The organism is Micromonospora sp. WMMA1996, from assembly GCF_002573675.1.
GTDB classification, from domain to species: Bacteria; Actinomycetota; Actinomycetes; order Mycobacteriales; family Micromonosporaceae; genus Micromonospora; species Micromonospora sediminicola.
In genome coordinates this window covers 2,742,099-2,755,616 of record NZ_PDHU01000001.1, presented here as the reverse complement: position 1 = coordinate 2,755,616, position 13,518 = coordinate 2,742,099, and the positions used below count along the sequence as shown (strand labels likewise).

Genomic DNA, 13,518 nt, shown 5'->3' with positions numbered 1-13,518 from the left:
GGCCCTCAGAGCGTCGCGACGTAGAGCTGTGCCTGCTCCACCGCCACCAGCGTCGCGGCGAGACACTCCTCCAGCTCCTGGCTGGCCTGGGTCAGCGACGACTGGGCCGCCTCGACCGTCTCGTGGCCGCTGCCCTCCAGCGCGCCGGCCAGGGTCTGCTGCGCCTCGGCCAGCTTCTCGCCGGCCGCCTGCACCGCTGTCTGCCCGTCACCGATCTGCTGGAGAGCGACATCGATGGCGGCCTTCAGCTCGGCGACGCTCGCCACGGGGACCTCCTGGGGGCAAGGGAGATCTCCATTACAACTCATCCCGACGGGTGGACGAACATCCACCCTCGCGTCGTTCCTGCCCGAGTGTCCGATTGGGGCCCTGACTTGCGCGAAGACCGCCTCGGGGCGGGGCGTCCGGTCCCGTCGGCGGACGCGCGGGTCCCGACGCCGGGACCGGCGGTGGCGGTCAGCGGCCGAGCCAGCGCGGCCCGCGCACCTCCGCGCCGAGCGCGCTCACCCGCGCGCGCAGCTCCCGGTCGGCGGTGACCACCACCCGCCGGCGCTCCGGCGCGGCGGCCACCAGCTCGACCACCGTGTCGTCGCCGGAACCGGGCGCGGACACCACGTCGACCCCGTCCGTCGGGCCCACGTGCCGGGCCGCGCCCTCCACCACCAGCACCACCTGCACCGGGGGCGGCAGCTCCGGCGGCACCCCGGCGCCGGCCAGCGGCGCCAGCGCGTCGCGCAGCCGCGCCGCCGCGCCGGCCCGGTCCCGCCACCAGCCGTCCGGGCGCGAGCCCACCACGTTCGCGCCGTCGACGACCAGCAGCGGTCTGCTCTCCATGACCCCAGCCTGCCATCCGGTCGCGTTTGTCGCGCCGACCGCCGGGTAGCCACCGCCGACCGTGCCGCGCCCTGTCGCGTCCCGGCCGTGCCGACCGACTGCGGAGGACGAAGATGATGGGACCCGGTGACTTCGGCAACGACCCGTGGGACGAGTTCCTGGCCCGCTACTTCGGCCGGGGCGAGGGGGGACGCCGACCGGCCCACCGGGTGGACATCACCCGCCTGATGACCGCCGACGCGCGGGAGATGCTGGCCGACGCGGCCCGGCGGGCCGCCCAGAAGCACAGCAACGACCTGGACACCGACCACCTGCTCTGGGCGGCGTTGCAGCGCGAGCCGCTGCGGGACCTGGTCCGCCGCGCCGGCGCCGACCCGGACGCGCTGGTGAACGCGCTCGGCGGGCGCGGCGACGGCGCGCCCGGCGGCGACGTGCCGCCGAACCTGTCGCTCACCCCGGCGGCCAAGCGGGCGCTGCTGGACGCCCACCAGCTCTCCCGGGCCATGGGCGCGAACTACATCGGGCCCGAGCACATCCTGATGGCCCTGCCGCTGAACCCCGAGTCGCCGGCCGGCCGGATGCTCGCCGCCGGCCGGATCCAGCCCGAGTCGTTGCAGGCGGCCAGCGCCGAACGCGGCGCGGCCAACGGCCCCCGCCCGGACCGCGGCACGCCCACGCTCGACCAGTACGGGCAGGACCTCACCGAGCTGGCCCGGATGGACCAGATCGACCCGGTGATCGGCCGCGCCGACGAGATCGAGCAGGCGGTGGAGATCCTGTCCCGGCGGACCAAGAACAACCCGGTGCTCATCGGCGAGGCCGGGGTCGGCAAGACCGCGATCGTCGAAGGGCTGGCCGAGCGGATCTGCGACGGCGACGTGCCGCAGACGCTGATCGGCAAGCGCGTCATCCAGCTCGACCTGGCCGGCCTGGTGGCCGGCACCCGCTACCGGGGCGACTTCGAGGAACGCCTGAAGAAGGTCATCGACGAGATCCGCGCCCACCGCGACGAGCTGATCATCTTCCTGGACGAGATCCACACCCTGGTCGGCGCCGGGGGCGCCGGCAGCGAGGGCGGGATGGACGCGTCCAACATGCTCAAGCCGGCGCTCGCCCGCGGGGAGCTGCGGGTGATCGGCGCGACCACGCTGGACGAGTACCGGCGCAGCATCGAGAAGGACGCCGCGCTGGCCCGGCGGTTCCAGCCGGTGCTGGTGCCCGAGCCGACCGTCGAGGACACCGTGGCCATCCTGCGCGGCCTGCGCGACCGCTACGAGGCCCACCACCAGGTCCGGTTCACCGACGAGGCGCTGGTCGCCGCCGGGGAGCTGTCCGACCGGTACGTCACCGACCGGTTCCTGCCGGACAAGGCGATCGACCTGATCGACCAGGCCGGCGCCCGGGTCCGGCTGCGCACCCGCACGCCCGCCTCCGACGTGCGCGAGCTGGAGCAGCAGCTCGACGAGGTACGCCGGGACAAGGAGCAGGCCGTCTCCGACGAGCAGTACGAGCGGGCCTCCTCGCTGCGCGACCGGCTCGCCGAGCTGGAGGACCAGATCCGCCGCGCCCGGGGCGACGAGGGACCCAACCACGTGCCCGAGGTCGGGCCGAAGGAGATCGCCGAAGTGGTCTCCCGGGCCACCGGCATCCCGGTCAACCAGCTGACCGAGGAGGAACGCGACCGGTTGCTGCGCCTGGAGGGGCACCTGCACGAGAAGGTGATCGGGCAGGACGACGCGGTCAGCGCGGTGGCCGAGGCGGTGCGCCGCTCCCGTACCGGCCTGGCCGACCCGAACCGGCCGATGGGCAGCTTCCTGTTCCTCGGCCCCACCGGCGTCGGCAAGACCGAGCTGGCCCGCGCGCTCGCCGAGGCGCTGTTCGGCGAGGCGGACCGGATGGTCCGGGTGGACATGAGCGAGTTCCAGGAGCGGCACACGGTCAGCCGGCTGGTCGGCGCCCCGCCCGGGTACGTCGGCTACGAGGAGGCCGGTCAGCTCACCGAGGCGGTCCGCCGCCGCCCGTACGCGGTGGTGCTGCTGGACGAGATCGAGAAGGCGCACCCGGATGTGTTCAACATCCTGCTCCAGGTGCTCGACGACGGCCGGCTCACCGACAGCCAGGGCCGGACGGTGAACTTCAAGAACACCGTGCTGATCATGACGAGCAACCTCGGTTCGGAGCTGATCACCGGCACCCAGCGCACCGTCGGCTTCGCCACCGGCGAGCCCGGCGAGCAGGAGTCCACCGAGCTGCGGGAACGGCTGATGCGCCGGTTGCAGGAGAACTTCCGACCGGAGTTCCTCAACCGGATCGACGAGATCATCATCTTCCAGCGCCTGGAGGCCGAGCAGCTGCGGCAGATCACCGGCCTGCTGCTGGAGGAGACCCGCCGCCGGATGCACGCCCAGGACATCCAGGTCGAGTTCTCCACCGCCGGCGTCGACTGGCTCGCCGAGCACGGCTACCAGCCGGAGTTCGGCGCCCGCCCGCTGCGCCGGGTGATCCAGCGCGAGGTCGACAACCGGCTGTCCCGGATGCTGCTGGAGAACGAGATCTCGCCGGGGCAGAAGGTCACCGTGGACGCCCGGGACGACCAGCTCGTCTTCGAGGTGTCCGCCGGCGAGCGCGGCTACACGGCCGCCACCACGTCCCACCCCCGGTGAGGGGGGACGGCCCATCCCCGACGGGCCGGCGCGGCCCGTCGCCGACGGATCGGAGGGCGGACATGACCGAGCCCGAGGAGACCCGGGAGGACACCGCGGCCGGCGAGCCGATCACGGTGGCCCCGACGGCCAACCCGTCCCGGGTCCGGGTGCCGCCGGAGGGACTGACCCAGCAGAGACCGGAGGGCGAGGGCGAGCCGGAGGTGTCCGGGCCGTCGCCGGGAGAGGAGGCGTGATGGTACGCGAGGCGCGACTCGACCCCGAGGTCGAGGTGATCTGGGACGACTTCCACGCCGAGGTGAACGTCCCCTCCGAGCAGCTGCGGCAGTGGCTGTTGACCCGCGGGTCGGGGGAGGAGGCGTTCGGCCCGGACCCGGACCTGGACCTGCCCGAACCGGGCCGGCAGATCCTCGCCGTGCTGCGCAAACGCAAGGTGGACCTGACGCCGGAGGACATCGAGGTGATGCGCGACGCGATCACCCGGATCCGGGAACTCAGCGAGCAGAAGCCACGCCGGGGCAACGCCGACGACGAGTGGCGGCACGCGCTTCTCGACCTGGGTCACGACGTGCTGGTCGAACGCTGAGCGGACGTGGCGGTGCCCGGGCGGACGACCGCCCGGGCACCGGCGTCTACTCCGACTCCAGGCTGGGCAGCAGGAGGCCGGCCGCGTCGGCCGCGGCCTGCCGGTCCGCGCGGGCCCGCTCCTCGCGGCTGAGCAGGTTGGCGTACTCGGTGACGTCCGCCGGGTCCGGCACCTCCGGCAGCCGGCGCAGGAACGCCTCCACGTCGGCGGCGGCGGCGGTGTGCGCGGTGGCCGCCTGGCGCAGCAGCTCCCGCTCGTCGGCGGCCGGATACAGATCAGTCATGCCGGCGGTGATACCCGCGTTCAGGCGGTTCGCACCCCGCCCGCCCCGGTCGGCTGCACCCCGAAGTCCGGATGGGCCAGCAGCCAGGTCAGATAGTCCGGATGGTGGGCCAGCGCGTCGGTGTACGCCGCCACCGCGCTCTCCAGCACCGGCTCGGCCACCGCCGCGGCGGGCGCGTCCGGGTGCCACCCGAGCAGCAGCCGCCAGCGCAGCGGCGTACCGGCCAGCCGGCGGGTGACCAGGCCGGCGACCGGCCGGAAGGTGGCCTGGCACAGCGCCACCGCCTCGCCCGCGTCCACCAGGTCCAGGGCGGCCCGCACGTCCGCCTCGTAGACCTTGCGCGGGGTGAAACCGGCGCGGGAGCAGGCGGCGGCGAAGCAGTCGCCGAAGCAGCCGTCGCCCGGCGCCGCCACCCACTGCTCCCGGCGCAGGTCGACCAGGTCGATCTCGCACCGGTCGGCCAGCGGGTGGGTCTGCGGCAGCAGCACGAAGACCGGGTCGACGGCCACCTCCCGCCAGCTCAACCCGAACATCGCCGACGGCGCGGCGTCACCGCACACGCCGGTCAACGCGAAGTCGAGCCGCCCACCGGCGACCATCTGGGCGAGTTCGTCCACCGACCAGGAGGCGTACGTGGTGATCTGCACGTCGCGACGCTCGGCGGCGAGCCGGTGCACCAGGCGGCCCAGGATCGGGCTGTTCACCCCGCCGAACCGGTACCGGCGCAGCGGATCACCCGCGCCGGCCAGCCGCGCCGCCTCGTCCTGCAGGCCCTTCATCGCCGGCAGCAGCACCCGGGCCCGGTCCAGCACCAGCTCGCCCAGCGCGGTGGGTCGGGCGCCGCGCCGGTCCCGCTCGAACAGCGGCCCGCCGAGCGCCCGCTCGATCCGCTGGAGCTGGGCGGTCAGCGCCGGCTGGGCCAGGCCGAGCGTGGAGGCGGCCTTGGTGACGCTTCCCGTCTCCGCGATCGCGCAGACCACACGCAGGTGTCGCAGCTCCAGATTCATAGGGTGACGGTAGGACCACGAACCGGTGTGCGGAAGGGGCGATCGGCTCAGGCGTCGCGGCGGTGCTCCAGGTCGGCCAGCCGGGTACGCCGACCGCTCACCGCGTCGCGCACCTTGTCCAGCACGCCCACCGCCGGCTCGACGATCTTGTTCCAGGGCGGGGTGGCCGGCGTACCCGGGTGCGGCCGGGTCGGCGCGGCCTCCTCGGCGATCTCCCACCGGTTGCCCAGCCGGATCAGCTCGGCGTCGCTGGCCACCTCCCGCAGCGGCGTGACCAGGGCGGCGACCCGGCTGACGTGCCGGCGCACCCGCTCGGCCACCTCGGCGACCGTCGGGTCGTCCGGACCGGACAGTGCCTTCAACGCGGTGAGCAGGGCGGCGTCGGCCTCGATCTCCCGCGCGACCAGCTCCTCGCTCTCCGGCACCGCGGCGCGGGCCGCCGGGAACAGGTACTGCTCCTCGGCGGACAGGTGCCGGGACACCGCGGCGGTGAGCACGTCGAGCACGGCGCGGCGGCCGGCCGGGTCCAGCGTCGGATCGGTGACCTGGTCGGCCAGCCCGAGCAGCGCGCGGTGCTCGGCGTCCACGAGGTCGGCCAGGCTCCGCCCACCCGGCCGGTACGCGTCGTCGGCGGCCGGCGGCAACGGCGGCAGGGGGACGGTCATGGTGCCCTCCTCGGGACGGGGAATCGATGTTCGGCGTTACCCGGTCGCGCGTGGCGCGAAACCGGCGCGCACCGCGCCGGCCGTCGGGTCCCGCCCGGCTGGTATAAGGAAGCGATGACGACCTCCGCCCGACCCGAGCCCACCGACGAGGTCGTGGACCTCTGCCGCGACCTGCTGCGCATCGACACCACCAACACCGGGGACAACGACACCAGCGCGGGGGAGCGGCGCGCCGCGGAGTACGTCGCGGAGAAGCTCGCCGAGGTCGGTGTGGACGCCGAGATCCACGAGTCCGCGCCCGGGCGGGCCAACCTGGTCGCCCGGATCCCCGGCACCGAGCCCGGGCGGGACGCCCTGCTGGTGCACGGCCACCTCGACGTGGTGCCCGCCGACCCCGACGAGTGGTCGGTGCACCCGTTCTCCGGCGAGATCCGCGACGGCTACCTGTGGGGCCGGGGCGCGATCGACATGAAGGACTTCGACGCCATGGTGCTGGCCGTGGTGCGCGACTGGCAGCGCACCGGCGTACGGCCCCGGCGCGACGTGGTGCTCGCCTTCACCGCCGACGAGGAGGCCGGCAGCGACTACGGCGCGCACTTCCTGACCCAGCGGCACCGCGGGCTCTTCGACGGCTGCACCGAGGCGATCGGCGAGGTCGGCGGTTTCTCCTACTCCGTCGACGAGCAGCGCCGGCTCTACCTGATCGAGACCGCCGAGAAGGGCATCGACTGGCTGCGCCTGCACGCCAGGGGGCGGCCCGGCCACGGCTCGATGGTGCACGACGACAACGCGGTGACCGCGCTCGCCGAGGCGGTCGCCCGGATCGGCCGGCACCGCTTCCCGGTGGTGATGACCGACACCGTGCGGGCGTTCCTGGCCGAGGTCTCCGACGTCCTCGGCATCGAGATCGACCCGGACGACCCGGAGACGGCGATCGCTAAGCTCGGCCCGATCGCCAACATCATCGGCGCCACGATCCGCAACACCGCCAACCCGACCCGGCTCGCCGCCGGCTACAAGGACAACGTCATCCCCGGCCGGGCCACCGCCACCATCGACTGCCGCAGCCTGCCCGGGCAGAGCGAGGAGCTGGAGCGGCAGCTGCGCGAGCTGGTCGGGCCGGACATCGCCATCGAGTACGTCCAGCGCCAGCCGGCGCTGGAGACCACGTTCGACGGCGACCTGGTGGCGCAGATGTCGGCCGCGCTGCGCGCCGAGGACCCGGGCGCCCACCCGGTGCCGTACATGCTCTCCGGCGGCACCGACGCCAAGGCGTTCTCCCAGCTCGGCATCCGCTGTTTCGGCTTCGCGCCGCTGCGGCTGCCCGCCGATCTCAATTTCTCCGGCCTGTTCCACGGCATCGACGAGCGGGTTCCGCTGGACGGACTACAGTTCGGCGTGCGGGTTCTCGACCGCTTCCTCCGCAACTGCTGACCGCGCCCACCGCGGCGCCGCCGGCGCGGAACCTCCCCCCATCGCGAAGGGACTGCCTCACATGACCGACCAGCACGGTGAGCTGGACGCCGCCCTCGAGCGCGTGATCGACGCCGCCCGCGCCCACCTGGCCGCCGTCCGGGCCGCCCAGGGCCGGATCGACGACGACGCCGTCTGGCAGGCGTACGTGGCGTTGAACAACGCCTCGTTCGCCTACGACGAGCAGCTGCTCGACGCGTTCGGCGAGGTGACGCCCTGGGACGTGGAGTCGATCGACCCGGACGAGGCGGACGAGCGCTTCGGCGCCGTCGAGGGCGGCGAGCCCACCGACCCGCACCCGCGGGTGATCTCGGTGCGGCAGCGCCGCGACTACCGGGTGCCCAGCGTCGCCGCGCTGCTGCGGGCGGCCGAGGCGGCCCGCCGGGAGGGCACCCCGGAGGAGGACGAGCCGGCGCCGGTCGAGGGCGTCGGCGAGGCGGTGCTGGAGCTGCTGCAGAGCGGCGACGGCTCGCTGTCCGCGCTCGACGTGCCGGAGCTGGAGCCGCTCGACGGCGTGGTCATGGTCAGCGAGGTCGGCACCCCGGTCGACCTGGAGTCGTTCGACGACGACGATCCGGTCGGCCCGTTCCAGCCGGCCGCCGACGACCGGCTGGTCGGCCGGCTCGACGAGCACCCGTTCCTGGAACTCGACGAGGAGCACGACCACGCCCACTAGGCCGTGGCCGTCCCGGGGCCGCACCGCGCGGCGCGGCCCCGGGACGACGCCGACGTCAGTACGACAGGCCCGGCTGCGGCTGGTTCACCCGGCGGCGCCGCAGCAGCACCTGCCGCGTGCCGTCCCGGTAGAGCTGCACCCGGGCCAACTCCCAGCCGGAGAACTCCGCCTGGATCGCCAGCTGCGCCGCGGCGGTCAGCCGATCGACGTTCGACGGCAACCGCAGCGGCGCGTATTCGTAGTCCATGCCCCCTATGCTGCCCAGCTCGCGGGCCCTCCGCCACCCCCTGACGGTGACCCGGGCCGCACCGGCGCGCGCCCCCGCCGCACGCCGCATCGGCGGGTCGCCGGTCAGCCGTCGCGCTCGGGGTAGCCCACCGGCACGGCGGAGACGTCGTCCAGCGCGGTGACGATCTCGTCCGGCAGCGTCACCCGCTCCACCTGCAGCGCGCCGAGCAGCTGCCCGACCGTGCGGGCGCCGAGGATCGGCGCGGTCACACCCGGCCGGTCCCGGACCCAGGCCAGCGCCACCTCCAGCGGCGACACGCCGAGACCGCCGGCCGCGATCGCCACCGCCTCCACGATGCTGGAGCAGCGCGGCTCCAGGTAGGTGGCCACGAAGCGCTCGAAGTGCGGCGACACCGCGCGGGAGTCCGCCGGGCGGCCGTTGCGGTACTTGCCGGTGAGCACCCCACGGCCCAGCGGCGACCAGGGCAGCACGCCCAGCCCCATCCCGGCGCAGGCCGGCAGCACCTCCCGCTCGACGCCGCGCTCCAGCAGCGAGTACTCCACCTGCGCGGCGACCACCGGGGCGCGCCCCGGCCAGGCGGCCTGCCAGGCGGCGGCCCGGGCGGTCTGCCAACCGGAGAAGTTCGACACGCCGACGTACCGGGCCTTCCCGCTGGACACGGCGTGGTCCAACGCGGTGAGCGTCTCCTCCAGCGGCGTGTCCGGGTCGTACCCGTGGACCTGCCACAGGTCGACGTGGTCGGTGCCGAGGCGGCGCAGCGAGGCGTCCAGCGTCCGCAGCAGGTGCCCGCGCGACCCGTCGCGGCGGCGGCCGCTGCCCGGGCGCAACCCGGCCTTGGTGGCGATGAGCAGCTCGTCGCGGTCCACCAGGCTGCCCAGCAGGGAGCCGATCACCGACTCGGCGTCGCCGTCGGCGTACACGTCGGCGGTGTCGACGAGGTTGCCGCCCGCGTCGAGGTAGCTCTTCAGCTGGGCGGCCGCGTCGTCGGCGTCGGTGTCCCGTCCCCAGGTCATGGTGCCGAGCGCGAGCCGCGAAACCGCCAGCCCGCTTCGGCCGAGCGGTCGCTGTTGCATGCGTGAACCTTATTTCGAACCCGGCGTCACGGATATCCTCGCCGCAGTCAACTTCCCGCGCGACCGCAGACCGGTGTGACGTGTTCGGGGCGAGCCGGTGGTCGGGGGTGCCACCCTCATTGCGTAACCTGATGCGACCTGTGGTGCGGACGGTGGGAGGACCAGTGCGACTCGGGCTCAGCCTCGGATACCAGACGGCGTGGAGCACGCCGGCCGACCACCTGGCGCTCGCCCAGGAGGCGGACCGTCTCGGCTACTCGGTGGTGTGGGCCGCGGAGGCCTACGGCTCCGACTCGCCGAGCATGCTGGCCTGGATGGCGGGGCAGACCGAACGGATCGACGTCGGTGCCGCGGTCATGCAGATCCCGGCCCGTACGCCGGCGATGACCGCGATGACCGCCGCGACCATCGACGCCCTCTCCGGCGGCCGGTTCCGCCTCGGCCTGGGCGTCTCCGGCCCGCAGGTCTCCGAGGGCTGGCACGGCGTCCGGTTCGCCAAGCCGCTGGCCCGCACCCGGGAGTACGTCGACATCGTCAAGCTCGCGGTGGCCCGCAAGGAGGTCGCGTACGACGGCGAGCACTACACGCTGCCGCTGCCCGACGGGCCGGGCAAGGCGCTGCGGCTGGGCTTCCACCCGCCGCGCGAGCACATCCCGATCTACCTGGCCGCGGTCGGCCCGAAGAACCTGGAACTGGCCGGCGAGATCGCCGACGGCTGGCTGGCCGTCTTCTACGCCCCCGAGTTCGCCGAGGAGCAGCTCGCCTCCGTCCGGGCCGGTCGGGCCAAGGCCGGCAAGGAGCTGGCCGGCTTCGACGTGGTCCCGTCCGTGCCGGTGGTGGTCGGTGACGACATCGCCACCTGCGCCGAGCTGGTCCGCTGGTACGCCGCGCTCTACGTGGGCGGCATGGGCAGCCGGCAGCAGAACTTCTACAACCAGCTCGCCACCCGGATGGGCTACGGCGACGCGGCCCGCGAGGTGCAGGACCTCTACCTGGCCAAGCGGCAGCGCGACGCCGCCGCCGCCGTGCCGATGGAGTTCATCGACCGCACCTCGCTGCTCGGTCCGAAGGAGCGCATCGCCGAGCGGATGCGGGAGTACGCCGCCGCCGGCGTCACCACCCTGTCGGTGACGCTGTTCGTGGCCGACCGGGACAGCGGCGTGCAGACGCTGCGCACCGTCGCCGAGGCCCTCGACCTGTCCGGGGTCGGCGAGTGACCTGGGTCGAGGCCATCGTCCTGGGCATCGTCCAGGGGCTCACCGAGTTCCTGCCGGTGTCGTCCTCGGGGCACCTGCGGATCACCTCGGCGATCTTCTTCGGCCGGGACGCGGGCGCGTCGTTCACCGCGGTGACCCAGCTCGGCACCGAGGCCGCCGTGCTCATCTACTTCTTCAAGGACATCTGGCGGATCGTCCGCACCTGGTGCCTCGGCCTGGTCGACCGCTCGGTGCGCTCCAGCCTCGACTACCGGATGGGCTGGTACGTCATCGTCGGCACCATCCCGATCGGCATCCTGGGGCTGCTCTTCAAGGACCAGATCCGCACCGCCGGTCGGAACCTCTACCTGATCTCCTTCACGTTGATCTTCTTCGCTCTGGTGCTCGCCTTCGCCGAGTACTGGGGACGGCAGACCCGCACGCTGGAGAACTTCCGGATGCGTGACGGTGTGGCGATGGGGTTGGGCCAGGCGATGGCCCTCATCCCGGGTGTGTCCCGTTCCGGCGGCACCCTGACCGTCGGCCTGTTCCTCAACCTCACCCGGGAGACCGCGGCCCGGTACTCGTTCCTGCTGGCCATCCCCGCCGTGGTCATCTCCGGCGTGTTCAGCCTGCCGGACGTGTTCGAACCCTCCGCGCCGGGCACCGCCGCGCCGAGCGTGGCGCAGATGGTGGTCGCGACGCTGATCGCGTTCGCGATCGGGTACGCGGCCATCGCCTGGCTGCTGCGCTACGTCGCCCACCACACGCTGTACGTCTTCGTGCTCTACCGGGTGGCGCTCGGCACTCTCGTACTCTGCCTGCTGCTCACCGGCACGATCAGCGCCACCTGACCGCGCCCGGACCCGACGAAGGCCGGCACCCCCTCTCGGGGGAGCCGGCCTTCGTGTCGGTCTCTCAGCTGTTCCAGTGGGCGGCGACGATGTCGGCGGCCTGCTGCTCCCACTGGGCGTAGTGGTCGGGGTAGGCCGAGACCTGGACGGTCTGCGCGGCGACGGTCAGCGGCATGTCCTGCCAGCCGTCGACCTGCTTCAGGGCCTTGAGGAACGCGGTGGTCGAGTACTCGGGGTCGGTGATCTGCTCGACCGTGCCCCAGCCGGAGGACGGGCGCTGCTGGAACAGGCCCTGGGAGTCGTGGTCGTTGCGGTCGCCGAGGTGCCCGAGGTTCTCCAGCTTCGACTCCTGCAGGGCGGTGGCGATGGACACGACCGCGGCGCGCTCGTTCATGCCGGCCTTCTTCGTGGCGGCGATGATCGCCTTGGCGTTGGCGGTCTGCTCGTCGGTGAGGTCGATGCGCGACTGGGCGCCCTGCACGCCGTGCGGGATCAGCGTCGCGGTGTCGAGGCGGCTCTGCACGGCCACGGCGCTCTCCCGCGGCGCGGGGGTGCCGTCGGAGTGGTTCAGCGGGCCGGCGGCGAGGCCACCGGCGACGGTCAGACCGGCGATACCGAGGATGCTCTTGCGCAGCATGGTGTTCATGGGGGCTCCGTTCGGGGGTCGACGCGCCCGGGGGTGGGCGCGCGAGCAGCCGTCAGGCGCTCGGAGAAGTCTTCGGGGGAAGGGTCCGACCGGCTCACCGGGCCGGGGCCTCGTGGTGGCGGCGGAACCCTGTGCAACGACCGGCGACCCGCCGTCATTCCGCGGGCGTTTCCGCTGCTCAGCCGTACACCCCGTACAACGCCTCGGCCCGTGGACCCATTCCGCCCGGCGGGTGTCCCCGACCACGCCCGAACCAGACACGCCGCCCAGGCCTCCGGTGCCGCCTTCGAGATCTTGGTAGGAAACGGCCCCTCCGGGGGCCTTCCGCTTCCAAGATCTTCCCGGTTCCTGCGATCCGGGACGGATGTCCCATTTACGGTGTGCTGGGTGGTCTGCGGAGTACGGGAGTGCGGTGGGGTGCGTTCCCGCCAGCCCTGCGCGACATGCCGGTCGCCCGGCGCTCGGTGCCCGTCGCCGCGGTGGTGGGGACGGGTGGCCGGGGTGGCACCGCCTAGGGTGGTCAGCGTGGCGACCCTTCTGCTTCTGCGACACGGCCGGACCACCGCGAACGCCGACGGCGGCCTGGCCGGCCGGCAACCGGTCGAGCTGGACGACACCGGGCGGGCCCAGGCCACGGCGGTCGGCGGACGGCTCGCCGGGCTGCCGCTCGCGGCGGTGGTGAGCAGTCCGCTGATCCGGTGCCGACAGACCCTCGACCTGGCGCTGCCCGGCGTCGAGCCGGTGGTCGAGGACGGGTTGATCGAGTGCGGCTACGGCGCCTGGGAGGGGCAGTCGCTGAAGAAGCTGGCGAAGGAGCCGCTCTGGCCGGTGGTCCAGCAGCACCCGAGCGCCGCGGCATTCCCCGAGGGCGAGTCGATGGCGGCGATGTCCGCGCGCGCCGTCGCCGCGGTGCGGGCGTGGGACGCGCGGGTCACCGCCGAGCACGGGCCCGAGGCGGTCTGGCTGGCGTGCAGCCACGGCGATGTGATCAAGGCGATCGTGGCGGACGCGCTCGGCGTACACCTGGATCTCTTTCAGCGGATCGTGGCCGACCCGGCGTCGGTGACGGCGATCCGTTACACGCCGCTGCGGCCGTTCCTGGTCCGGCTCAACGACACCGGCGGCGACCTGTCGTCGCTGGTCCCGCCGCGCCGGCGGCGTCGGCGGACGGCCCGGCCCACCACCTCGGACGCGGCGGTCGGCGGTGGCGCCGGGGCGGCCGGGTGAGGCGGAGGCGGCGGGACCGGGCGCGACCGGGGCGTTGCGCTCTGGGCGGATTCGGCGTCGGTGGGCTGCGCGGTGCTTCCGCGCG

General features: G+C 73.7%; 16 protein-coding genes. 8 read left to right on the top strand and 8 right to left on the bottom strand.

Translation table 11 applies throughout. The features are described 5' to 3' along the window. Positions 1–5 precede the first annotated feature (5 nt). Complete coding sequence (locus COO58_RS12510) at positions 6–266, bottom strand: hypothetical protein (protein WP_091575295.1); 261 nt, start codon at positions 264–266, stop codon at positions 6–8. A gap of 190 nt (positions 267–456) precedes the next feature. Next, entirely contained in the window at positions 457–834 is a 378-nt protein-coding gene (locus tag COO58_RS12505) for a hypothetical protein (protein ID WP_098745057.1), read from the bottom strand. A 113-nt stretch (positions 835–947) separates the two neighbouring features. Between COO58_RS12505 and COO58_RS12500 the strand changes: the two genes are divergently transcribed. The 3 genes from COO58_RS12500 (at position 948) to COO58_RS12495 (ending at position 4,083) form a co-directional block, all read left to right on the top strand. Then, entirely contained in the window at positions 948–3,497 is a 2,550-nt protein-coding gene (locus COO58_RS12500; protein ID WP_091575290.1) for an ATP-dependent Clp protease ATP-binding subunit, read from the top strand. A gap of 62 nt (positions 3,498–3,559) precedes the next feature. Next, positions 3,560–3,733 carry a hypothetical protein gene (locus COO58_RS30185; RefSeq protein WP_157779062.1) on the top strand — a complete coding sequence of 58 codons (174 nt, stop codon included), beginning with the start codon at positions 3,560–3,562 and terminating at the stop codon, positions 3,731–3,733. After that, positions 3,733–4,083 (top strand): DUF3140 domain-containing protein, encoded by a 351-nt coding sequence (locus COO58_RS12495; protein WP_091575288.1) that lies wholly within the window; start codon positions 3,733–3,735, stop codon positions 4,081–4,083. Before COO58_RS30185 ends, COO58_RS12495 begins: the two co-directional genes overlap by 1 nt. A gap of 46 nt (positions 4,084–4,129) precedes the next feature. On the opposite strand, the gene COO58_RS12490 is transcribed toward COO58_RS12495, so the two are convergent. Genes COO58_RS12490 through COO58_RS12480 form a run of 3 tightly spaced genes read right to left on the bottom strand, consistent with a single transcriptional unit; the run spans position 4,130 to position 6,038 of the window. Then, a complete protein-coding gene (locus COO58_RS12490; protein WP_091575286.1) occupies positions 4,130–4,366 on the bottom strand; it encodes a hypothetical protein in 237 nt (78 codons plus the stop codon). 20 nt (positions 4,367–4,386) lie between these two features. Then, the gene (locus COO58_RS12485; protein ID WP_091575283.1) at positions 4,387–5,373 is read right to left on the bottom strand and encodes a LysR family transcriptional regulator; all 987 of its coding nucleotides are present in this window, start codon (positions 5,371–5,373) and stop codon (positions 4,387–4,389) included. A gap of 47 nt (positions 5,374–5,420) precedes the next feature. Then, the gene (locus COO58_RS12480) at positions 5,421–6,038 is read right to left on the bottom strand and encodes a hemerythrin domain-containing protein (protein WP_091575280.1); all 618 of its coding nucleotides are present in this window, start codon (positions 6,036–6,038) and stop codon (positions 5,421–5,423) included. A 114-nt stretch (positions 6,039–6,152) separates the two neighbouring features. Here COO58_RS12480 and COO58_RS12475 point away from each other — a divergent pair, with 114 nt between their 5' ends. Further along, positions 6,153–7,472 (top strand): M20/M25/M40 family metallo-hydrolase, encoded by a 1,320-nt coding sequence (locus COO58_RS12475; protein ID WP_091575278.1) that lies wholly within the window; start codon positions 6,153–6,155, stop codon positions 7,470–7,472. A gap of 61 nt (positions 7,473–7,533) precedes the next feature. Then, the gene (locus COO58_RS12470; protein WP_091575275.1) at positions 7,534–8,187 is read left to right on the top strand and encodes a hypothetical protein; all 654 of its coding nucleotides are present in this window, start codon (positions 7,534–7,536) and stop codon (positions 8,185–8,187) included. 55 nt (positions 8,188–8,242) lie between these two features. On the opposite strand, the gene COO58_RS12465 is transcribed toward COO58_RS12470, so the two are convergent. Further along, the gene (locus tag COO58_RS12465; RefSeq protein WP_091575272.1) at positions 8,243–8,434 is read right to left on the bottom strand and encodes a DUF5703 family protein; all 192 of its coding nucleotides are present in this window, start codon (positions 8,432–8,434) and stop codon (positions 8,243–8,245) included. Between the two features lie 104 nt (positions 8,435–8,538). Beyond that, on the bottom strand, positions 8,539–9,510 hold the full coding sequence (locus COO58_RS12460; protein WP_091575269.1) for an aldo/keto reductase: 972 nt from the start codon (positions 9,508–9,510) through the stop codon (positions 8,539–8,541). A gap of 164 nt (positions 9,511–9,674) precedes the next feature. Here COO58_RS12460 and COO58_RS12455 point away from each other — a divergent pair, with 164 nt between their 5' ends. Next, positions 9,675–10,727: an LLM class F420-dependent oxidoreductase gene (locus COO58_RS12455; RefSeq protein WP_091265972.1), complete on the top strand. Its 1,053-nt coding sequence runs from the start codon at positions 9,675–9,677 to the stop codon at positions 10,725–10,727. Further along, a complete protein-coding gene (locus COO58_RS12450; protein WP_091575266.1) occupies positions 10,724–11,560 on the top strand; it encodes an undecaprenyl-diphosphate phosphatase in 837 nt (278 codons plus the stop codon). The genes COO58_RS12455 and COO58_RS12450 overlap by 4 nt, the downstream gene beginning before the upstream one ends. A gap of 64 nt (positions 11,561–11,624) precedes the next feature. On the opposite strand, the gene COO58_RS12445 is transcribed toward COO58_RS12450, so the two are convergent. Then, positions 11,625–12,206, bottom strand: coding sequence for a hypothetical protein (locus COO58_RS12445; RefSeq protein WP_098745055.1), 582 nt, complete (start codon positions 12,204–12,206; stop codon positions 11,625–11,627). Between the two features lie 516 nt (positions 12,207–12,722). On the opposite strand from COO58_RS12445, the gene COO58_RS12440 reads away from it, so the two are divergent. Continuing rightward, positions 12,723–13,433: a histidine phosphatase family protein gene (locus COO58_RS12440; protein ID WP_091575264.1), complete on the top strand. Its 711-nt coding sequence runs from the start codon at positions 12,723–12,725 to the stop codon at positions 13,431–13,433. The last annotated feature ends 85 nt before the right edge of the window (positions 13,434–13,518 follow it).

Bases quoted from the DNA above. Each gene is read 5' to 3' on its own strand.
- COO58_RS12480 (WP_091575280.1), bottom strand. From the start codon at position 6,038: ATGACCGTCCCCCTGCCGCCGTTGCCGCCGGCCGCCGACGACGCGTAC.
- COO58_RS12465 (WP_091575272.1), bottom strand. From the start codon at position 8,434: ATGGACTACGAATACGCGCCGCTGCGGTTGCCGTCGAACGTCGATCGG.
- COO58_RS12500 (WP_091575290.1), top strand. From the start codon at position 948: ATGATGGGACCCGGTGACTTCGGCAACGACCCGTGGGACGAGTTCCTG.
- COO58_RS12445 (WP_098745055.1), bottom strand. From the start codon at position 12,206: ATGAACACCATGCTGCGCAAGAGCATCCTCGGTATCGCCGGTCTGACC.
- COO58_RS12505 (WP_098745057.1), bottom strand. From the start codon at position 834: ATGGAGAGCAGACCGCTGCTGGTCGTCGACGGCGCGAACGTGGTGGGC.
- COO58_RS12485 (WP_091575283.1), bottom strand. From the start codon at position 5,373: ATGAATCTGGAGCTGCGACACCTGCGTGTGGTCTGCGCGATCGCGGAG.
- COO58_RS12490 (WP_091575286.1), bottom strand. From the start codon at position 4,366: ATGACTGATCTGTATCCGGCCGCCGACGAGCGGGAGCTGCTGCGCCAG.
- COO58_RS30185 (WP_157779062.1), top strand. From the start codon at position 3,560: ATGACCGAGCCCGAGGAGACCCGGGAGGACACCGCGGCCGGCGAGCCG.
- COO58_RS12495 (WP_091575288.1), top strand. From the start codon at position 3,733: ATGGTACGCGAGGCGCGACTCGACCCCGAGGTCGAGGTGATCTGGGAC.
- COO58_RS12460 (WP_091575269.1), bottom strand. From the start codon at position 9,510: ATGCAACAGCGACCGCTCGGCCGAAGCGGGCTGGCGGTTTCGCGGCTC.
- COO58_RS12470 (WP_091575275.1), top strand. From the start codon at position 7,534: ATGACCGACCAGCACGGTGAGCTGGACGCCGCCCTCGAGCGCGTGATC.
- COO58_RS12475 (WP_091575278.1), top strand. From the start codon at position 6,153: ATGACGACCTCCGCCCGACCCGAGCCCACCGACGAGGTCGTGGACCTC.